At 37.2% G+C, this 21,129-nt stretch carries 22 protein-coding genes; all 22 read right to left on the reverse strand.

The genetic code is table 11. From position 1 onward, the window contains the following. Positions 1-51: 51 nt before the first annotated feature. Positions 52-1,734: a C45 family autoproteolytic acyltransferase/hydrolase gene (locus ACY2RS_RS02595; protein ID WP_490097037.1), complete on the reverse strand. Its 1,683-nt coding sequence runs from the start codon at positions 1,732-1,734 to the stop codon at positions 52-54. Continuing rightward, entirely contained in the window at positions 1,731-3,272 is a 1,542-nt protein-coding gene (locus ACY2RS_RS02600; protein ID WP_490097038.1) for a phytoene desaturase family protein, read from the reverse strand. The genes ACY2RS_RS02595 and ACY2RS_RS02600 overlap by 4 nt, the downstream gene beginning before the upstream one ends. A gap of 3 nt (positions 3,273-3,275) precedes the next feature. After that, on the reverse strand, positions 3,276-6,947 hold the full coding sequence (locus ACY2RS_RS02605) for an MMPL family transporter (protein ID WP_490097039.1): 3,672 nt from the start codon (positions 6,945-6,947) through the stop codon (positions 3,276-3,278). Further along, positions 6,940-8,079 carry a DUF2062 domain-containing protein gene (locus tag ACY2RS_RS02610; protein ID WP_490097040.1) on the reverse strand — a complete coding sequence of 380 codons (1,140 nt, stop codon included), beginning with the start codon at positions 8,077-8,079 and terminating at the stop codon, positions 6,940-6,942. Before ACY2RS_RS02610 ends, ACY2RS_RS02605 begins: the two co-directional genes overlap by 8 nt. 110 nt (positions 8,080-8,189) lie before the next feature. After that, positions 8,190-8,675: a hypothetical protein gene (locus ACY2RS_RS02615; protein ID WP_490097041.1), complete on the reverse strand. Its 486-nt coding sequence runs from the start codon at positions 8,673-8,675 to the stop codon at positions 8,190-8,192. Beyond that, positions 8,676-9,044 (reverse strand): ApeI family dehydratase, encoded by a 369-nt coding sequence (locus tag ACY2RS_RS02620; RefSeq protein ID WP_490097042.1) that lies wholly within the window; start codon positions 9,042-9,044, stop codon positions 8,676-8,678. A gap of 4 nt (positions 9,045-9,048) precedes the next feature. Next, complete coding sequence (gene lolB2, locus ACY2RS_RS02625) at positions 9,049-9,666, reverse strand: flexirubin biosynthesis protein LolB2 (RefSeq protein WP_490097043.1); 618 nt, start codon at positions 9,664-9,666, stop codon at positions 9,049-9,051. Further along, positions 9,644-10,273: a flexirubin biosynthesis/transport protein LolA2 gene (gene lolA2 / locus ACY2RS_RS02630; protein ID WP_490097044.1), complete on the reverse strand. Its 630-nt coding sequence runs from the start codon at positions 10,271-10,273 to the stop codon at positions 9,644-9,646. The genes lolB2 and lolA2 overlap by 23 nt, the downstream gene beginning before the upstream one ends. Next, complete coding sequence (locus tag ACY2RS_RS02635; RefSeq protein ID WP_490097045.1) at positions 10,266-11,042, reverse strand: polysaccharide deacetylase family protein; 777 nt, start codon at positions 11,040-11,042, stop codon at positions 10,266-10,268. Before ACY2RS_RS02635 ends, lolA2 begins: the two co-directional genes overlap by 8 nt. Next, positions 11,036-12,103, reverse strand: coding sequence for a beta-ketoacyl synthase N-terminal-like domain-containing protein (locus ACY2RS_RS02640; RefSeq protein WP_490097046.1), 1,068 nt, complete (start codon positions 12,101-12,103; stop codon positions 11,036-11,038). Before ACY2RS_RS02640 ends, ACY2RS_RS02635 begins: the two co-directional genes overlap by 7 nt. Beyond that, positions 12,103-13,305, reverse strand: a complete 1,203-nt coding sequence (locus ACY2RS_RS02645; protein WP_490097047.1) for a beta-ketoacyl-[acyl-carrier-protein] synthase family protein — start codon at positions 13,303-13,305, stop codon at positions 12,103-12,105. The genes ACY2RS_RS02640 and ACY2RS_RS02645 overlap by 1 nt, the downstream gene beginning before the upstream one ends. Before the next feature lies 1 nt (position 13,306). After that, the gene (locus tag ACY2RS_RS02650; protein WP_490097048.1) at positions 13,307-13,558 is read right to left on the reverse strand and encodes a phosphopantetheine-binding protein; all 252 of its coding nucleotides are present in this window, start codon (positions 13,556-13,558) and stop codon (positions 13,307-13,309) included. Next, on the reverse strand, positions 13,555-14,178 hold the full coding sequence (locus ACY2RS_RS02655; RefSeq protein WP_490097049.1) for a 3-oxoacyl-ACP synthase: 624 nt from the start codon (positions 14,176-14,178) through the stop codon (positions 13,555-13,557). Before ACY2RS_RS02655 ends, ACY2RS_RS02650 begins: the two co-directional genes overlap by 4 nt. After that, on the reverse strand, positions 14,178-15,278 hold the full coding sequence (locus ACY2RS_RS02660; protein ID WP_490097050.1) for a methyltransferase: 1,101 nt from the start codon (positions 15,276-15,278) through the stop codon (positions 14,178-14,180). The genes ACY2RS_RS02655 and ACY2RS_RS02660 overlap by 1 nt, the downstream gene beginning before the upstream one ends. Then, on the reverse strand, positions 15,247-16,407 hold the full coding sequence (locus ACY2RS_RS02665) for a beta-ketoacyl synthase N-terminal-like domain-containing protein (protein ID WP_490097051.1): 1,161 nt from the start codon (positions 16,405-16,407) through the stop codon (positions 15,247-15,249). The genes ACY2RS_RS02660 and ACY2RS_RS02665 overlap by 32 nt, the downstream gene beginning before the upstream one ends. Beyond that, a complete protein-coding gene (locus tag ACY2RS_RS02670) occupies positions 16,400-16,846 on the reverse strand; it encodes an acyl-CoA thioesterase (protein ID WP_490097052.1) in 447 nt (148 codons plus the stop codon). The genes ACY2RS_RS02665 and ACY2RS_RS02670 overlap by 8 nt, the downstream gene beginning before the upstream one ends. Next, complete coding sequence (locus ACY2RS_RS02675) at positions 16,824-18,086, reverse strand: ABC transporter permease (RefSeq protein ID WP_490097053.1); 1,263 nt, start codon at positions 18,084-18,086, stop codon at positions 16,824-16,826. Before ACY2RS_RS02675 ends, ACY2RS_RS02670 begins: the two co-directional genes overlap by 23 nt. Further along, positions 18,079-18,819, reverse strand: a complete 741-nt coding sequence (locus ACY2RS_RS02680; protein ID WP_490097054.1) for an ABC transporter ATP-binding protein — start codon at positions 18,817-18,819, stop codon at positions 18,079-18,081. Before ACY2RS_RS02680 ends, ACY2RS_RS02675 begins: the two co-directional genes overlap by 8 nt. 12 nt (positions 18,820-18,831) lie before the next feature. Continuing rightward, positions 18,832-19,833: a BtrH-related acyltransferase DarH gene (gene darH, locus ACY2RS_RS02685; protein WP_490097055.1), complete on the reverse strand. Its 1,002-nt coding sequence runs from the start codon at positions 19,831-19,833 to the stop codon at positions 18,832-18,834. Positions 19,834-19,835: 2 nt separating this feature from the next. Further along, positions 19,836-20,237 (reverse strand): flexirubin biosynthesis protein DarG, encoded by a 402-nt coding sequence (DarG, locus tag ACY2RS_RS02690; protein ID WP_490097056.1) that lies wholly within the window; start codon positions 20,235-20,237, stop codon positions 19,836-19,838. After that, positions 20,234-20,692, reverse strand: a complete 459-nt coding sequence (locus ACY2RS_RS02695; protein WP_490097057.1) for a hotdog family protein — start codon at positions 20,690-20,692, stop codon at positions 20,234-20,236. The genes DarG and ACY2RS_RS02695 overlap by 4 nt, the downstream gene beginning before the upstream one ends. Positions 20,693-20,698: 6 nt before the next feature. Next, positions 20,699-21,127 carry a hotdog family protein gene (locus ACY2RS_RS02700; RefSeq protein ID WP_490097058.1) on the reverse strand — a complete coding sequence of 143 codons (429 nt, stop codon included), beginning with the start codon at positions 21,125-21,127 and terminating at the stop codon, positions 20,699-20,701. Between the last annotated feature and the right edge of the window lie 2 nt (positions 21,128-21,129).

Consider the following 21,129-nt stretch of genomic DNA (forward strand, 5'->3'; position numbering starts at 1 on the left):
ATTCTCGACTGCGCTCGAACAGACATTAATAGCGACCGTAAATGTAGGGATTTATCTTTTAGATTTTCTAGTCGCTTTTTTAATATACTTGGCTACACTTTCTTGATCTGGAAGCGTTGTAATTTCTTTGGTTTCTGAAATTTTAAAGGCCGCCAATGCTTTCTTGTACTCTTTATGCTCGTAATAATACCTTCCTGTTAGATAATGCGCCTTCCAATAATCTGGATTCTTTGTTTGTACCTCTTCTAAAAAGACTTCTGAAACATCGGTATCATTTTCCAGGGCAGCTTCTAGGGTTCTCTCCAAGACACGGTAGGCTTCGTAATCTTTATAGGTTTGCGTGTATAAAAAAGGGTCTTCTGGAATTAACAACCCCGTTTCAGCCAAGGTTTCTGTCTGTGGGTTTTCTTCTCTATTTGCAAAAACCTCATCCAAATCATAGGCGACAAAAGCCCCTATTTGATATGGATTTGAAGACACCCACACTTTTTTCTGTTCGGGTTTAAAGACGATACCGTGGTGCGCCAGCAATTGATTAAGAGCCTTCTCATTTCCGAAGCCAATAGAGGCGTCATCTTTTCCTTCTCTATTGCGCAATAATGCCACTGCATCTGCAACCGTTATGGTTCCTTCATCTTCTTGTAAGATTTCATTCATGCGCTCCAAACGGTATAAGCTATGACTTTCGGTAATTGCTTTTTCATTTCGTTTGTCATCTGCATAGACCTCACTTTGAAAGTGGTTGCTACAAACCAATTGATTGGTATTAGGAACTTCATACACCCCAAAGTTTTTTGGCGAAACCTCTATCAAGATAGCTTTTCCATCCTTAGCACTTCCCACCATGATACTTTCACTAACAAACACCTCGCGCTTTTTTGCAATGGCAATGGCTTCTTCAATGGTACTAGCATATTGCAAAATCTCTTTACTCAATAAAGAAATAGGGGTTTTGGCTATGAGCGGAATTTTAGATTTTGAAGCATTAATCGTTACAGTAAGCCCTTCGAGATTCATTCCAGAAGCTACTCCTGTAAATCCGCCCCAGGTTACACTCATGTAGGGATGTCCTTGATCAGGATTGATAAACGCGATGATCTTTTGTTCTGCAAATTCGTCGCCAGCATAAAAATCGAAGTTTCTTGCAATAATCAATTCTCCATCTTCTGTTTTATCTCCCCATGCCGCAAAAGAAGAACAACCTACCAAGGCTAAATCTTGTAACGCATGTCCAATATCGTGTGCGCCATGCATGTACAAGACTCTAAGATATGAAGGTGCTAAGTGCTCATAATCTTTGGACACGTATTGAGAGATTCCATAAATTTCAGATTTATATTCTGGAGTGACATGCAGGTACATTTTACGATTGTACCATTTTAAAAATTGTCGTAAAAAAGACTGCCATGTTCCTGGAGGTACTAGATCGTCAATTTTGGTTAAAAAAGTGCGCTCTTGAATTTCAATAAGTTCTTGGGTTAGGCTCCCCATGAGTAAGCCTCTTTCAAAAGGATCTCCTTCTACATAGAGTTCCCATTGTCCTTGTTTGTTTTTGGTAAGGAAATTATTCCCCGCATGGTAGGTGCTATCGTTTACTTTTTTTCTTGATGGAATATTAGCGTTATACTCACTAACATCTGGCAGGTCGTTCAGAGACTTTTTAGTGCCACATGAAACGCAAGATAGTAGGAAGAGGATATTTCCTATAAAGAAAAAAAGTCTTTGCTGTTTCATCCTTGCACTTTTACCAATTCATTGGCTTCTTCAACTTTAGACACCAAATATTCTTGTCCGAGAATAGAAGAACAAGTAAGCATCCCACTAATAGTCACTCCCAAAATGCCGTGCATATTTAGACTAGCGCCTGTAAAATAGAGGTTTTTAATTCTTGTCTTTGGAGAAAGCATGGCAAGCATAGCATTTTCTACATCTTTAACGTACCCATACATAGCGCCTTCGTTGCAGGCAATATAATCGCGATAGGAAAGTGGTGTAGAGGAATATACCGATTGAATACACTCGCGAATATTTGGAAATTTCTTTTCAATCTCAACTAAGAATTTTTCTTCCTTTTCTTTTTTAAACTGCTCGTAGGTTTGACCACGTTCATTTTTATCTGCTGCCGTGTTAAACGTATTTTCCCAGGGGCGTAACTCATCAAAATTCATGAAGGTCATTGCCGTAATGGTATCTCCAAAACCATCGCTGTTTTTTCGAATACTCATCGAAATCATATACGCTTCTGGCCAGTTTTCTTCTTTGTAATCGTGTAAATCCCAAACTTTATTGGCATCTTTATAGTGGTAATAGTTTTTATTGTGATACGGAAATGTTCCGGGCTTTAAAACTAGATATAAACTAAAGGCAGAGATGGTACTTTTTAAGCTCTCGATACGTTTTACATAACTCTTACGAAGGTTATCTTCACCCACCATTTTAATGGTTACTTTGGGCTCTACATTAGAGATAAAGAGATCGCCATATACGGTAGCTCCGTTGGCAGTTTTTACTGCTCTTACTTGTTTATCCTCTACGACAAAGTCTACTACTTCATGTCTCTTGTAGGCTTCCCCGCCATGTTCTTTTAACCTTCGCAACAATGCCTTGGTTATTTGAGAACCTCCATCGTAGCAACGATAGCTACTTTCTATATAACTATTTACAGACAAGGCATGCACAAAGAACGGTGTACTGTATCCGTTTCCTGCATACAATACATTTGAGCCAGACAATACGGCCTGTAATTTTTTATTTTCTGTAATAGATTCTATGTATCCCTTGGCAGACAAGGTAAATAAATCACTGTCTTCGTAATTGGGTGCGCCTGCTTGTACATTGTACAGTGGAAAACTATAGCAAGTATCCTTTAATTTTTTACAGTAGGTCCTAATACCCGCTTCTTCTTCTGGAAAGTCTTTTACTAGTTGCGCGATAAAGTTCTCATATCCTTGTCCGTGGTAGTATGATTTTGGGTCACCATCAAAAGAAATGACATCAAAACCATCATCGTCCAATCGTTTAAACTGGACATCTTTTAATATATCTAGATAGGTAAAATATTTATGCAGATTCTGACCTTCATCGAGGCCTCCTATGTAGTGAACGCCTGTATCAAAAATAGTTTTATCTCGAGAAAACGTTTGTAAGTTTCCTCCAAATTGGTTGTTCTTTTCTAGAACACAAACACTGCGTCCTTCTTTTGCTAGTGTAATAGCAGAAACAAGTCCGCCCATACCACTTCCTACAATAACAACGTCGTACTTTTCTTTCATACCTTAGGCATCAATTCTTTTTAAAATTTGCAATGTATTGGTTAGGTGCAGCGATTCAAAACTTGCAAAATGGTTGTTCATATTCTTGAAGTCTTGAGGAGTATTGCGCAAAATTACAAAATTTAATGCTTTTACATCTCTTTGTGAAAAGATGTCTTTTGAAATAACATTCCCATCAACTATAAGTGTATCATGCACACTATTTCTTACCTCTTCTAGCGTGATAATGAATTGAACTTTTCGATCTGTATTTGTTATAAAACTATGGTTTAACATCCTACATACCTCAACATCTTCAATAACAGAAGTAATTGATCTCCTTGCACTATCCAAAGCCAATAAAAAATCTAATTGCCCTTTACTTTTTGAAACATGTAACACTTTAGCATCTTTTGGAATGATGTTCAGTAATACATGATACTGTTCGGCATTGGTTTTTATATCTTGTTTTACTTCTTTGTATATCGCATTACCTTTGTACCGATAGTCTTCTAGAAGCGTTTTATGAAAATAGGTAGGACCTTCTATCTCGGTTCTAAAACGAGTAAATTCTTTTCTATAAAGTGATGTAATATTTTTTGTTCTAGCACTGTAATCTACTCCCAAAGAAGCATCTGCTGCTTCAATTCTTTTTAAAATCTCAAGGGTAATACTCCCATCGCGAATCGGAAAACTTCCCTTTGGCAACACCTCGCTATTACCGTGAATTAAAACGGGCACAATGTCGAGGTTTAATCTTTCGGCTAAAAAGAAAGAACCTTTATGAAATCTTCGCACTTTATTGGTGGTAGAACGCGTCCCTTCTGGAAAAGCGATTAAAGAAAACCCTTGATCTACTTTAGGTTGCAAATGCTCCAGGGCTTCGTCGATTCCTTTTGAGACAGGATAAAATCCAGCTTTTCTTACAGCTTTTCCAAATACGGGTGAGTTGTAGACCCAATCGTTTACTAAAAAAATAAGTTTGGGATGCAGCATCCCCATGGCAAGAATATCGAGAAAAGAGGTATGATTGGCAATTAAAAAAGCAGGCTTTTTAAAATCTTCATGATGCGGATTAAGCACTTTCTTTTTCACAAAAGGGTTGGTGTACAATACACTTTTCATGAGCTGCGATATAGCTTTTCTAAAAGAAGCGGGCGCTACTTTAAAAAACACAGAGCTACTCATAGATAAAATAAATCCGCCCAAACCAAAATAAGTAAAAGAAGCTACAGCATGCAAAAGATATCGCAGTGTAATAGGGCGTTTTTTAGGGCCCCCAATAAACAAAGTAAAGAGCAAGGGCTGCACTACAAACGCCAATAACATGGCCGAAAAAATTCCAATAATCGATACGACAGCAATGGTGTATAAGGCTGGGTGTTTTGCAAAAATAAGTACTCCAATTCCCAGTAAAGTGGTAAGTACAGAAAGCACAATAGAGGTCTTGTGAGTTCCCACGGCTTTTTGACCTGTTCTTAGTTCTGTAAGGAGTCCGTTGGTTATAAAAATAGCATAATCGATACCAAGTCCAAAAATAAAGGTCGAGATAATGATATTAAATATATTAAACTCCAAGCCAAATACCCCCATCATTCCCACCGTAATCATCCATGTTAGAAATACTGGAAGAAGCGTTACTATGGTTAATGACAAGCTTTTATAGTACAAGAGCAGTAATACCAGTACCACCGCCATAGAATAGCCAATTAATTTATTGAAATCTGTTTTAAGCGACCCTAGCAAAGACTCGTTCATTTGCTTTCTATCAATGAGCAAGATGTTAGGATTCTCTTTAAATGCTGCCTGTACTTTTACTGCTTGACCCTCTTCTAGTTTAATAAGAGAGGTCACCGTAGTAATATCTTCTTTTACTGTGATAAAATCTTCTAATGTAATTGCCGAAAGACTTCTATAATCCTCTAAAGTAATGGGCTCAAAATCTTTTGACAAACTATTGTAAAATTGCCTAAATGTGGTGGGCTTAAAACCTAAAGCACTGCCACTGTTTATCATATTTTGTTGTAGTGCTTGCTGCTTTTCTGAAGACCAAAATTGGTTCCATTTCTGGTTTAAAACTTCTTGTTTCTTAGTAGCGTGAACCAAAGCTCCTATCGAACTAAAACTCAAAATTTCATCCTGTTGCGATAAACTACCTAGCTTTTGATATACAACATCGTTATACTGAAGGGCATCCTCTAAAGTGCTTGCATGCGCAATAACATACATCGATTTAGACTCCAAATTCGTGAGAGCATCTAAGTTTTTCTTTGCTACAATGCTCGCTTCCGGCTCAAAATTGAGTTTTGCAAGATCATTATTAAAAGTAACCTTGTTATAGGTAAACAGACTTACCACAAACAACGCAACAACGCCAATAATCAATCCTTTGTCTTTATGGAAATCATACTGAGACAAACGATCTAACAGGGTGCTTTTTTTAACTTCGGAAATGTTAGTGCCTTGATACACTTGCGGAATAAACAACAAAGCAAACACCGAAGCTCCCAAGACACTTACTGCAGCAAATATGCCCAAATCCTGCAAGGCTTGAGAATCTAAAAACAATAAACATAAAAATGCCAAAGCAGTAGTTAAGGCACTCATTACAATAGGCTTTGCAATATCTCTATAGAGATGAGCTACACCAGCATGATTGCGAATGTGTGTTAAAATATGAAGCGAATAATCTAAGGTAACCCCCAATAGTACCGATCCAATTCCTAAAGAAATAGCAGATATTTCTGTTCTAATAAGATACAATACCGCCACAGAAAGAAGAGCCCCTAACACTGTAGGAGTAAATAAAATAAGAGGAACCAACAACTTTTTGTAGAAAAGCATAAAAATGACCATCAATATCGTTACTGCAATACCAATGGTTAGCTGTATGTCTCCCTTAATTTGTTGTGCATTTGCAACAGCAATGAGTAAACCTCCAAAATATTCACTGGAGGCTTTGGTTGCAAAGTTGGTATTTAGGCTATTTTGAATGGCATATAATAGTTCAGCAAATACCTCATTATTTGCAGCATCTGTAGCGGGAAACGTGGGAGTAATAAACAACAACAGGTGTTGTTCGTCTTTGCTTACAACAAATCCATCTTTTAAAGTGAAATTTTCATCTACACCCAAACGCTGTAGTTTTTGAAGCCCCATTAAAGATATGCCTAGCGGATCTCTTAAAATAGTTTTTCGCGCTACAATTCCAGAGGGCGACACTAATGTTTTGTAGTTCGCTTCGGTAATCTCTGCAATGCTATCTGGATGTAATTTTTGACCAATATTTTTATAATCATCGGCAGTTAGAAATTGCGGCAAATTGTTGTAGACAAAATCTAAGGTAGCATCAATTCCCTCATCACTCACATTTCCTTGGATGTCCTTTACATAGCTACTTGCCTGAGCATCTAAGCTATCTAAAAAAGCACTTGCATAGTGCGTAAGATCGTTCACTGTACCAGCCTTATCTCTTGTAATATGTACAATGATTTTATCTGTAAAATTTACAGACTGTAATACTTTTTGAAGTTCACGTGTTTTTTCATTGGCAGGTAACAGCTTGGTAATATCTTCTTCAAAGGTGATGCGAGAAGCCACATATCCTAGTGCAGCAACGAAAAGCAATAAAGCAACCACAGCAAGTATCTTATGCTTCTGAATGGCAAGATATATTTGATACAAGCCTTTAGCCATGAGCGATGTCTTTTTTCTTAGAAAACAAAGAGAACAGTAAAAGGCCAACAGATCCAGCTAATACCGAAGCCATAAGGGCTAACGAAAAACTGCCTACTACATAAACCTTTAGATGAGAGACCACATCAAAATTTTCGGTGATGCTTTCTTTGGTGAGCTTGAAAGGTTCATTTAGCAACCAACCTCCAACTTTTAAGCTTCCATAAATTACCAAGGGAATAAAAGGAGGCAAACTCACATTAGAAAAAGCAAAGGCGATAGCCTTATTTAATTTTAAAGCAACCGAAAGAAAAATCACCAAGGCGGTATGAAATCCCCACAAAGGAGAAATACCAATAAAAACCCCTAATGCAATGGAGAGTGCTTTCTTGAGCGGACTATCATGTACACCAAATAAATCTTCGGCTATGAATTTCTTAAACCCCTTTTTTTTAAAACGTCGAAACAGGTCGCGAGGTTTTATGTAAAACAAGGTAACTATGACAAACCAAGTATTTAAAATACTGATGCGGGTAAAATCTTTAAAAGGTCTAAAGTGCGATACACGCTCGCTTTCATCGTACAATACTTTTACAGGGATATTTTTAACCGCAACCCCTCGCCAAGCCGCTTTTACAATCACTTCTATTTCAAACTCAAATTTATTGGTCCAAAAAGTAAGGTCTTTTATCTCCTCTAAAGGATATAAGCGAAAGCCAGATTGGGTATCTTCCATTTTAATCCCTGTTTGAAACCAGAACCAAAAGTTTGAGAATTTATTTCCAAAACTACTCTTTTTAGGCACTCCTTCTTGTTCCATATTTCTGGCGCCAATAAGCAATAGGTTTTTATCTTCGGAAGCTTCAAGATATTGGGTAAAGTTTTCTATATCACTTGCAAAATGTTGCCCATCACTATCAATAGTGATAGCATACGTGTTTCCTTTTTCGATGGCTCTCTTAAAACCAACTTGAAGCGCATTTCCTTTTCCTTTATTTTCTGGAAGTGTAATGATATCTAATGCGGGGTAGTTTGCTAAAATTTCAGCAGTACCATCGGTAGCACCATCGTTTACAATAATAAGATTTTGGGTGATTTCTACTACACTATCAATGACACGCACCAAAGTTTTAGCGTTATTATACGTAGGCATAATAACACAGCATTGTGAGTTTAATAAAGATTGCGTAGTAGTTGAATTCACCTAGCGAAATTGTCAAACAAAAGTAAGAAAATGCTGAACAACAACATACTAGAATTACATTAAAAAAGTGCCTTTTCTGCTGCTGTAAAATTTGAAGATTGTTGCACAAAACCATTTACAAAATCACGAACAGCTCCAGAGTCTATGGTCGAAAACTTTTTGAGAATGAATTCCTTATCCTCATCAATATGTTTGTTATATTTTAGAATTTTAGGAGCATTTTCCTGCACACTTATACGCAGGGTGCGCAACTCTATATTATCTGGGTGCTCTTGAATTGATTGCTCTAAGATGGCAGCACCCTCTTTAAACAACTTCTTTTTGTTTTTAATTCCTTTTACATGCTTTGCTTGCAACATAAAAACAGCGCCTTTGTAACCTGATAATAGGGTTTTCTCTTCGGAAATATTCTTCAAACGTTCAAACAGCACTTGGGTAGCTAAGGGGTCTTTTTCTAAGCTCCCGTATTGGTTTCTCACTTCAGAAACTTTTTGAGCCTTCCCAATTGTTGCAACAAAAAATAATATGTAGAAAAGATATTTCATTTAAGATAGGACAGTAAACGTTGCATTCATTTTTAATGCCAAAGTATCATTAAAAGAGGACGTGTTTTTTACTTTGTAACCCGTTTCTGTTTTAGTGATCGTAATCGTTAAAGTTAAATCTGGCGTAGCATCTGGATTGATAATAGCCATAAATTTAATATTAGAGGTCTGAGAAAGAAACAAGCTAGTTGCTGTGGCTTTCTCTGTGAGTTCTTTAATAATTTGAATCATACAAACTCCTGGCATTACAGGATTGCCTGGAAAGTGACCCCTAAAAACTTCGTGATCTTTGTTTAAGTGTATTTCAGCTTTTACTAGATCTTCTGTAGCATTAAACTGAGAAATGGTGTATAAATCTTTAATGAGCATGTGCTTACTTCTTAAAATAATTTAGCGCAATGTCTAAACTAATATTTTGGTGGTTGATTGTTATTGTATTTGCAACTTCTTGGTACACATCTTCAAACAAAAACACGACCTTCTCTTTTGAAGAAGAGGCATGAATGATTTTTGTGAGTTGGTTCGTGTCTCCAAAAAAATAATAATTATATCTTTTAGCTGCTGGCACTTTATAAATAGTTGCCTCAATTCCATCTAATTGAGACTGTACCAACACGGTTTCTTGAATTATTATTTTAAAATCTTTTTTAAGGGTATTGACAATAATTTTCTTGTCTAAATCTTCTAAAACAAAATTCTTTGTAAAGGTATCACCTTCATACTCAAAATCAAATATTTTACTACCAAATTCGGTAGTAAAAACAACCCTATGCGTTTGGTCTCCAGTTTTTTTAATCACTAAAATTCCACCAAAATACCTGCCGTAGATATCAATTTTCGCTTTGTAAATATAATCTTGACTGGCATCTGCAAAATAAGGGTTTCGTATTTCAGTTTTTGTTGGAGGCACTTCTGTGAGACCTTTCGTGAAAGCTGGTGCACAAGAGGCGAACAAAAGCAATAGACAACTACTGATTAAAAACCGAAGCATCGATGGGAGTGTTTAGTTTTCGGTTTGAAAAAGCAATACGCGTATAATCTAATGAAGGTTCTATCATTTTCACCTCGGTAACAGCACCATCTTTAGTATCAAACAAAAGTTCGAAACTGGCAATATATCCTGCTATTTTTGAATCTTTTGGAATAAACACTGCTTTGTTTGCCCCTTTTACTTTAAAATAGCTCACGCTAAAATCGGCATCGTTAAATAGATCTCCTTTGACACTGTTTACAATAAGTTCATTGAGTTTTTTAAACATTTTACTGCTTCCAATGTCAATATCGCTTTTGGTGCCCCCATCATTTATGAGCAGCTTGTCTTCTTTAAAAATCACGGTATACTGATAGGGTTTTGTGTATTCCCAGCGTACCAATCCAGGCGCTTTAAATTGAAGTTTCCCGAAGGTCTCGATATCATTGTCTAGGAAGTCTAGATGCTTGTATTGTACAAAATCACTTTGTATGGTTTGAGACGCCTTTGAAGTGGCTTTTACCTGCTCCTGAAAAACTAAAATTTCCGAAGCACTCATGGCCGCCTCTTGTGCCATTAGAAGCGATGAAGTTATCGCAAATACAAAAAGAACCAATAGGTTACGCATAAGGTTGAATATTTAACAATGTGTCTACTGTGACAGACTGCATTTGTTTTGTTTCCAAAAATAGCAATAAGCGTTCCAAAACAGCAATAGATTTTTCACTAGTATCATGTAATAAAATAACATCCCCTTTTTTGAGGTTTTTGGTCACTCGATTATAACAGAAATTTTCGGAATACGGTAAGGCATCTAAAGAGCGTTTGTTCCAACCCACCGAGGCATGCTTTGTAGTTTCTAACGCCTTCTTAATTTTAGGATTCGTTACCCCAAAGGCAGGACGATACATGAGTGGCGTATGACCAGAAACTTCTTGCATTAAGGTATCTGTAACTTCAAGCTCTTTAATGACCTGTTGGGTTTTAAAAAAGCCGAAGCTCTTGCTATGACTATAGGTATGATTCCCAACAGTATGGCCAGCTGCCAGTATGTTTTTAAACACTTCTGGATGTGCCTCTACTTGGCTTCCAATACAAAAAAAAGTAGCTTTAGCTTGGTACTTTTCGAGTAAAGCTAACACTTTTGGCGTGTGTATAGGGTCGGGACCATCATCGAAGGTGATTGCCACATGATTTTCTTGTACATCGGGATTGCTATGCAAGGATGTAAAAAAATAATTCCATTGTATTAAGCCAGATCCACAGACCGTAAGTAAAAGCCAAACAGCGCCTAACCATATAAAATATGTAAGTGGAAAGGAAACAAAAAAACGTGCGATAATGAGACCTACAAAGGCAGTAATAAAAAAGTATTTAACTGTTTTGTGGTTTAGCATGAACAAAGCATCACGAAGGTGTGATTCTCTCCACGATACTGATTATAGATCAAGATGTTTTTTATAGGTTTTGCAGCTATATCGTTTAAACGAATAACGTCTGGCACCTCTTGTGTTTTTAAAATTTTAGCACCCAACCAGTTTCCGAAACCAGAAACCGTTAAATGTTCGCCAGACAAATGTTTGTAATACAACTGCTGTGTATTGGCAAATATTCCTTGTGTAAGAGTGTCAAAATATCCATCAAACTCAATATCTCCATTATTACCCAACAACACAGCATCTACATCATTGACCGTCATATTATTTTGAGCTAAAAAAGCAGTTGCCTTTGCTTCGAGGGTGTCTTTTGATAACGTGTTATAAATATCTACATCGACCAATTCTGCATAGGAACCCTCTTGTTTGGTATTTGAGAGCACCATAAAGGTAGCACCTTCGCTAAAAACAGCGCCTTTTGTATTAGATTGTAAAATATCTAAGTTATCTACAACTTCTTCTTGTTTTACATGATCAATAGCAGAGTACACATGAATCATGTGCGGCCCTAACTCGTCAACTCCACCTACCATGATGGTATTTGCTTCTTCTAACATAAGTTGTAATCTTGCATCTACAAGGGTAGACTCAAAAGAACTGCTAGAATGCACGTAGGTAAAATTATATCCTTTGCATTGCATGCCTAAGGCTATTTGTCCGCCCACAGTATTATGTGTTGACTGTATAAAAGAGGTGGGGGTTAAAAACTGTTCCTTGTTATCGATAATACGTTTTACAAAACGCTCAGACTCTACAACGCAGCCCATTCCGGTTCCTGTAATAATAGCATCTACCGTTTCAAGGCCTGCTTCTTCTAATGCAATTTTTGAAGACACCACACCCATTTTAATACCCTTTGCCATTCTTCGGGCTTCTCCAGCAGAAAAATATTCTTTGTAATTAGGTGCAAGGGCATAAATACCAGGCTCGGTATAATTTGTGATCTCGGTTAAAAACTCACTATTGTCGAATGTTTTTTGGGTAGAAATAGCCCCTACTCCATTGATATATACCTTCTTCATTAGGGTTGCTTTGTGTATAAAACCGATGTACAGTTACCGCCAAATCCGAGTGAATTTGACAAAACTGTGTTTAATTCTTTTTTTACCAAACTCGTTTCGGGAGTAATATTGAACTCCTTCATTTGGGTTTTAAAATTAAGATTTGGGAAGATGATATTGTTTTGTAAAGCTAACACAGAGAATACTGCTTCTACAGATCCTGCAGCCGCTAAGGTATGTCCTGTAAATGCTTTGGTAGAGCTAAAAGGAGGTAACTCATCTCCAAATACTCTTATAATAGCACGTCCTTCACTTAAATCGTTGTTTGGAGTTGCCGTACCATGCGCGTTAATATAATCTACATCGCTTGGCTTCATTCCAGCAACTTCTAGTGTACGTTCCATAGCCGCTGTAGCACCATCTCCATTTTCTGAAGAAGCTGTTTGATGGTAAGCGTCATTGGTATTGGCATAGCCCTTAACATAGGCTAATATTTCTTTGTTTTCGGCTTTAGCGATTTCTTCAGACTCTAGCACGATGTATGCCGCTGCTTCGCCAAGGTTGAGTCCTTTTCTATGTTCATCGAAGGGTGTGTTGTAGGAGTCACTTAATATCATCAAAGTTTTAAACCCATTGATGGTAAATTTTGACATACAATCGGTGCCTCCCACAATGGCTCTATCTAGCTTTCCAGCTTTGATAAGTCTAGCACCTAACATGATTGCATTTGCAGCAGAAGAGCAAGCTGTACTTATGGTCGTTACCATACTCTCATCTAGTCCAATACAATTGGCTATTTTTTGAGTACCATCGCCTAGGGGATGACCAGAGATGAATTTTTGATACTCAGGATCGTCTAAGTAGTGGTAGTAATGGTCTTCTGTTTTGTCCATTCCGCCTACAGTACTCGCAGAAATCAATCCTGTTTTATAGGCTCCCATGTCTTTAATATTGGCATTTGCAACAGCTTGTTTTGCAGCTACAGCACCAATAAGACTGGTTCTAGAAAAATTATGTGTTGGAGGCAACGCTAGCATTTGCTCCAACTGTTCATTGCTATACTTAATTTCACCCACCAAAATTTCATTTTCATGAATGGTGTTGATGTTCTTTATCTTGGCAATTCCTTTTTTGCCTTCGATTAAAGAACTAAAGTTTTCTTCCACATTGTTTCCAATTGCAGAAAGAATTCCCATACCAGTAATAGCAATTGCTTTACTCATATTATCTATTTGATTCGATAAATGCAGCCATTGTATTTACAGATTCGAAGATGGCTTTACCGTCTTTAGGATCTGTTAATTTAATTCCGTAGTCTTTGTCTAGCATTACGATAAGCTCTAGTGCATCGATAGAATCTAGCCCTAAGCCATCACCAAATAATTGCTCATCATCACCAATCTCTTCAATGGTTAAATCTTCAAGATTTAATTGCTCAATAATTTTTCCTTTCAGTTCTTCTTTTAATTCGCTCATAAGGATGTATATAATCTATTTATTTCGTTAGTTGTATGCGTAATCTCACTATGCCCTGGTTGCACCAGATACATAAAAGCTTCATAATTTTCTCCATCTACATCTACCCATCCGCACAGTACTTTATGTGCTTTATTTGAATTTATTAACACGCTTGCATAGTCAAATAAATGCTCGGCGTTAAAAGTGTCAAAGATAAAAAAACTATTCTCAGAAAACAGCCTATGTTTAATACTAATCTCACCTATACAAATGTTGGGTAAGGTGTACACAAAAACCGCCGGACTCGGGTAAAAGTTGGCAGCATCATCAATCGATTCTTGATGCTTTCTATCGGTATCCAAACTCGATGCTTTATTAGAAAGCACCACAGCAATATTATTATCTTCAGGATCTAAACCAGCTTCACGAAATAAAATTTCAGAAGTAAGCATCGCCGCTTTGCTCAAGGCATCCATCTTAAAAAATTTTCTATAGCTAAGATCTATTTTTTTATAGAGTTCTTTAAAGGCTTCGGAAATATCCGTCTCCAATGTACTCGCTATTTGTTTCCCATTAAGAGAAAGTTCGCCATTTTTTAAATGAGCATACTGCTGAATATAGTGTTGTTTCAAGTTCACTAGTTTGCTTTTTTACATACAAGCATGGTATGATATTCTCCTAGGGCAATGTCTTCGTCCACAACCATCCCAGCCTCTTCAACAAGTGATATCAACACTTTTGATGGGTACATTTTACTATTTCCATTTGCCATTACTGTAAAATAAATAGAGGTTGCTTCCAAAATGAATTTTGCATTGTCAAATTTCTGCCTATCAGTATACGTTTCAATTATAATAAGTCTCGTTTCTGGACTCATTGCCTCTACGGCAGTTTTTAAAATCGTTCCAATTTCTTGTTCTGAAAAACAATCTAAAAACTGGCACATCCAAATAACATCTGCTTCTTTAGGCAATGTTTTTTCCTTTTTAGAGAGCCAGTCTATTTCTTGTCCGGCAACTCTGTTCTCAAAACCAGCAGCCTCTGTGTTTTTTAATGCTTTATTTAATTGCCCAGGCAAATCAACTAGCGTCATTTTTACTTCAGGATCTTGGTGTAAACATTGCAAGGCAAACTTTCCTGTATTTGCACCAACATCTGTGACTTTTTTGGGATTGTAAGTAAACAGCTTTTGAAGCGCTTCATTAAAGATATCATCACTGTAATGATGGTCAAATTCAAACCAAGATTGTTGTACTTGAGAAGGCAACTGCGATAAGCCTTCGTAAATTGTTGGCCAAGAACCTAATTCTTTTAATCCAGCCGGAGTTCCTTCTTTTATAGCTTCTGGCAAATGAGACAAGCCTTTATAACACACATCGTTCGTAAAATTAATATTTACGTTTACCGTTTCATTATAACTTAAAAAATAACCCGTTTTTGTTAATTTAAAACGATGTTGCTCATCTTGTTCAACGATGTTTGCACTTTCGGCTATTTCTAACAAAACTCCAACTCCATATGCTGTCAAAGAGAGTTCTTCTGCAATTTGCGCAATAGTAACGCCTCCTTTTCTCCTTTTTGCAAATATAAAATCGAAAATACCCAAGGTACGTAATGAAACTGTTGCTTGGAAAACAAAGGGTGCAAATGCAATTTTTTGCGCCTCTTGTATAGCATCTACTGCGTGTTGTTCTTGTGGCATACTTTTATTGGTTAGTTGTAAGATTGTATTTCTCAAACACAACTGCTGTATTACAGCCTCCAAAACCTGAGGCAGTTTTTAAGAAGGTGTTCAATTTTTTTGTGGTTGTTCTTTGTATAATATTCATTGGTTGTGACACCCCCAAGGTTTCAAAACCCAAAGAAGCATATAGTTTATTGCGATACAGTGAGTGCATCCCAACAATGGTTTCTAATAACCCAGAGGCCCCTAATGTATGTCCAAAATATCCTTTTAAACTATGCACTGGTGTTTCGCTTAAGCCAATTCTGCTAAGTGCGATAGATTCCATTTCATCATTAAAACTTGTAGCAGTTCCATGAGCTGAGATAAAATCAACCTCGGCAGCTTCTAGTTTGGCTTCTTGCAAAGCATTTTTAATACTGCGATATAAACCCTCACCTGTTCTAGACGGACCCGAAATATGATTGGCATCATTACAAGAGCTATCTCCCAAAATGGTAACTGCTTCGGGTGCTACATTTTTTGCATCTTTGGTGACCAATACACTTGCGGCTACTTCTCCAATATTAATTCCTGTTCTGTTAGCATCGTAAGGCTTGCAAGGTTCTTTACTAAGCGCCTGAAACGAATTAAAACCACTCAAAATAAACTGCGTGACCAAATCGCCACTAGTGACAATCACGTTATCGAATCTACCTGCCTCAATGTATCTCTTGGCAACAGCAATTGCTAAAATACCAGAAACACAAGCATTCGAAACTAAAATAGGTTCGGTTTTAAAACTAAAATGGTTTTTTAACGCTACTCCTAAACTAGCTAAGTAACTTCTACTTTCTGGAAATTTGCTTCCCTTTTCTAACACATCGATATTCCCTTTCGTGGTAGAAATGATAAGCCCAGTTTTTTCGGTTAAAGAAATACCACTTTGAGTCAGCACATCTTGGACAGACAAGACCATCATTTTCTCGAGCTTAGTGTGGTTTTGGGCTGCGGAAATTTCCGCGAAAGCGCTATCAAGCAAAGCATCTTTTACAATAGATGCATAAAAAGGATCTGGCAAAATTGCTGAGTTCTTTATTTTAGACATCCCACTTTTCTCTTGCTCAATAGCATCGATTACAGCAGTACTGGTAAATCCCAATGAAGAAATAATATTGTTATATGAAGCGTAGGTTTTAGTCATCTAGTAATCCTACTTTTCGTTTCCATTCTATAATAAAATCGGGGATGGTTAACCAAAGATCCCCTTTAAGTTCTACAAATACTTGTACCGTTTCTCCTGTACATGCCAGCTTACCTTCCGGATTAAATATCTTGTACTTAAAAATTATTTTGGCTGCATCGCAATCAACATAGGTAGTTTCTACGGTAGCTACATCTCCATAGTACAATGGTAACTTATGCTCGCTACTCGATTTTATGATAGGAGTAGAAAAGCCTTTGTCTGCCTGATCTAAATAGGCAATGCCATGTTCTCTACCAAAAGATTCGCGACCGTCTTCAAAATACTGGATATAGTTTCCGTGCCAAACAATTCCTAAGGGATCTGTTTCCACAAAACGCACCCGAATTTTACTCGTATGTGTCAATGTCTTTTGATTAGACGGCTTGTTTCTTTTCATTGTATAGGATAGCGATTAATGTCGTTGCGAGGAAAAACAAAAATAACAAAGAGATTTCAGGAATTATGTTAACGAAAGAAGCATTTCTTAAAAAAACATCATAGAACCCATTTAGACCCCAATTCATAGGCGATATTTGAGAGAGCGTTTGCATAAATGACGGCATAATAAACACAGGAACCCAGACACCTCCAAGCGCTGCTAAAATCACCACAAAGGTAGCACCAAAAGGAGCCGCTTGTTCTTGGGTTTTTGCAATTGTTCCTAATAATAATCCCAACCCTATGGCCGCAAGACCGGCAAAAAATGCCATCACAAAAAGCATAGGAATCCTTCCAGAAACATCCAGTGAAGGTAGGTCTAATAGTGGAAATACAAACAAGCCTACCAATACCATCAATGCAAACTGCACCAAGCATACTGCTAAATACACAAGTGTTTTTCCTCCTAATACAGTAGCATAGGATACGGGTTGCGCACGAAGTCTCACAAAGGTACCTTGGTGTTTTTCTTTTACCATATTGATAGAGAGCGGCACAATAATAAAAAAGATAGCAAATAAGGCCCAAGCTGGCACATTGTGTTGCGCACTATTAGGAATCAATTCTTCGGCATCCTTTTTAGGCATTTCTTCTTTGTAGGTGATAAAAGGTTCTGTCTCAAACGCCATGTCGTCCTCTCCAATCTCATCTTGAAAGGCTTTATACAGGGTCTGCATCTCTATCATAGAGATCATTTTATCAATCCCATTCTTTACTTGTGTTTTAAAAGAACCTTGGGTTGCAGGATCAAAATACAAGGTAACTTCTTTGGATGTTACGCTTTCTTTTGTCACCGTAATATCATCTTCTTCAACGCCAAATGCCATGAGCATCTGAGCCACATTGTCCTGTACTTTGGTTTGTAAATCTTTAGAAAGGTCTTTGGGAATCACTACTGCAAGTTGATACTCCCCAGTAAACACCAAGTCTCTTGCTGCTTCCTGATTTGGATTGCGAATAATTTCAAAGCTATCTGAAGACGCCAATCCCTTAGCAATAGATTGGGAAACACTTCCATTATCAAGGTCTACCAACAAGATTGGAATTTTAATACTATTTACAGCTTTAAAGCTACTATCCTGTATAAGGGTAATGGTAATAAGCAATGCTAAGGGCATTAAAAACAAAATCAAGATGCCTCCCAAATCTCTTGAGAGCAACTTAAATTCTTTATGTGCAGAGGCTAGCAGTTTATGCATCTCTTAAGGCTTTACCGGTTAATGCTATAAACACATCCTCTAAGTTATGTGCATCTGCTTGTTTTTCAATTAATGCTTTAGGGGCTCCCTTGGCAACAATAACGCCTCTATCAATAATAGCAACGCGAGTACAAAAGTGTTCGGCTTCATTTAAATGATGAGAGGTGTAAATAATGGTTGTTCCTTGGACATTTATTTTCTGTAGATGTTCAATAATAACATTCTTAGACTGCACGTCTACGCCAACCGTAGGCTCATCAAGAAACAACACCTTGGGTTTGTGCAGCATACTCGCTATTAAATTTACACGACGTTTCATACCACCCGAAAAGGTTTTAATACGTTTGTGCGCAAAAGCATCTAAGCCTAATATTTCAAGCTCTATAAGTATGTCTTGTTTTAAAGAGGTACCCCTACGACCGTACATACTGCCAAAGTAATACAAGTTTTCATAGGCAGTAAGCTCTGGATACAGCGCGTATTCTTGAGGAACAATCCCTAAAATTTGCTTTAGTTCGTTTTTGTTTTCTTTAAAATTGAGGTCATTGATTGTAAAACTTCCCGAAGTTGGTTTTATCAGAGAACTCAACATAGAAATGAGGGTGGTTTTTCCTGCTCCATTCGGACCTAGGAGTCCGAAAATTTCTCCTTCTTGTATTTGTAAATCCAAGTCTCTCACCGAGAAGTGATCGGCACCTTTGTATTGTTTTGAGAGTTGGTTTATGGCAATCATGAATGATGATCTTTAAATAGCTTTCTTCAATTTTCTAAAGAAATCTCTTTCTTTGTAGGCGATGTTCTCTAATTGCGTGGCTACAGCATCATATTTATCGGTGGCTGTGCTCGTACTTCTATTTCTGTAAATTCTTGAAGCTTCTAGGGCAAAGTCCCGCCATTCATCTCCAATAGCTGTCATTTCTTTTGATAAGTTCATCAGTTCATCATTCCCCATTAACTTTCCTGCTTCTTGCAAAAAGGCACCATAAATATATCTAAAACCTCCACCACCAGTTCCAATCTCTTCCTGCATACGTACAATTTGTCCTAAGTAGTGATTGGCTTTTTTGGCACCGTTCTTTGTGGGCCACTTGCGTATTAATTTTGCCACGGTTCGAATGCCTTTCCACCCCACTATAGGAACTGGAGCCAACATTTCTCTACAGGTATGTTTGATTCCTTTGGTAATCGCCTTTTCTAATTCGAATGTCTTCGGAAATGTTATTGGGTAGTAGATGTGTCCTTTTGGCGGCAATGCTCCCTTAGCAAAACGTACACGTTCAAGCTCCTTACTAGTGAGCGTTGTAACATGCTCCATTACAGGATCGCTAATAAGGTAGGTATCCTCTTTTTTTCCATACACCACTAAATTATGGGCATTGAAATGAAAACGATACTCATCTGGGAAATAGGTAAGATTATATACGCCAACTTGTAAGCCTACAGGATTGTTATTGGCAAGATTTTCATCCAATCTAGCTTTAGCCTTTGCAGGATCTTTAAATTTTTCACGCTTCACTTTTACACCCACGCGTTTTGCAAAACGATTGAATATAAACCCAGGCATGGCACGATAGGTTACTACAGGCGCATAATTCACTTTCAAAAAAGGAATGTAGCAAAACAGTAGCCCAGAGCCAATTCCAAACACCATAGGTTCGCTAATATCAAAACCATTGTGTTTCATTAAGTTTGAAACCACTCCATTCTCACAATGTGCAGATTGGTTGTGCGTAAAATCAATTTCCATAGTTATTGTGAGATATTTTGTAGTTGATCTAAAGAAATATCAAAAACCTCAGCATATTTCTTGAGTTGCTTTTGAGATAGTTTTTTAAACACCGAAGGTTTAAAATGTCTTTTCACACGCCATTGCCAAGTACCTACATAACTTGCAAGAATAGGAAGGTCCATTTTACATACTTCCATGTAGTATTCTATCGGACTCGTTTTACCGGCAAGCACTTTTTGTTTTGCAGCATCGATACGTTTTGTTATTTCTTCGATAGCATTATCAAGTGCAATTTTTTTGGGATCCCATCCAGAACTTAAAGCAGTGGTGTATTCGCCATTTTCATCAACAGCGTAGCATAACTCTTTAGAGTTTACTTTAGCAAGGCTACTTTCGTCTTGTGGTACTTCTTTTTTTCTCAAACTTCTTGAATGATTAAATTCATCGTACAATCTACGATTAATTCTTCATTGTTAAAAGTACTTGTTTGCATGGTACACATAATAAATTTACCTGTATTTAGTCTACTTAGCAAAGAGGCTTTTGTAATTATAGTATCTGAAATTTTAGGGACTGCATAAATTGTTGCCTTTTTAATCACACTAATAAACCCTAATACTTTAGCGCTAGTCCCCTCAAGGTCGTCTTCGGCAAAGAATTTTTGCCCAACGATAGAAGAACAGGTTTGTGCATTGTTTTCAATAAGTCCGCTTTCAGATAAGTTTCCAGAAGCATCCACAAAAGGACAATCCTTATCAACTATAAAACTAGAAGACACCGTATCTCTTGTCAATGTTAACAATTCATCCACCATAAGCATAGGCGGCCTATGAGGTAAAAAATTATGTACATCAAGCTCATGTAGGTTATCTTTCATAAAAAGTTAAGCTAAAGCAGTTTTCATTTCTCCAGTTGAAATGAGTTCTCCATTACAATAGGTCTGTATTTCTACAAGTGTAATCCCCATAAATTCCTGAACAATAGTCACAGTAGTTTCTAAAGTATCTTGAATTTTTGGAAGTTTTTCAATACTAATTTTTTTAATGGCTCCAATATATCCCGTAGGAGCTGGTTCTTGTTTTAAGAAAAAATCATAGCCAGTGTGTAATGCAACACTTTGTGCCATGTGTTCTATAATACCTGGTTCTCTAAAAACGCCATTATGAGTAAAAAGATTGTCTTCGGCAATTGTTAAACCTGCGGTAATAGTTTCGGGAGTAAAAGAAAGTAATGCATCTACCATCACAAAAGGTTTTTTTTGAGGAATCAAACCTTCAATTTTGGTTTTGTCTGTTATTTTTTCAAAAACCATAG

The organism is Patiriisocius sp. 208BN25-11, assembly GCF_058147145.1.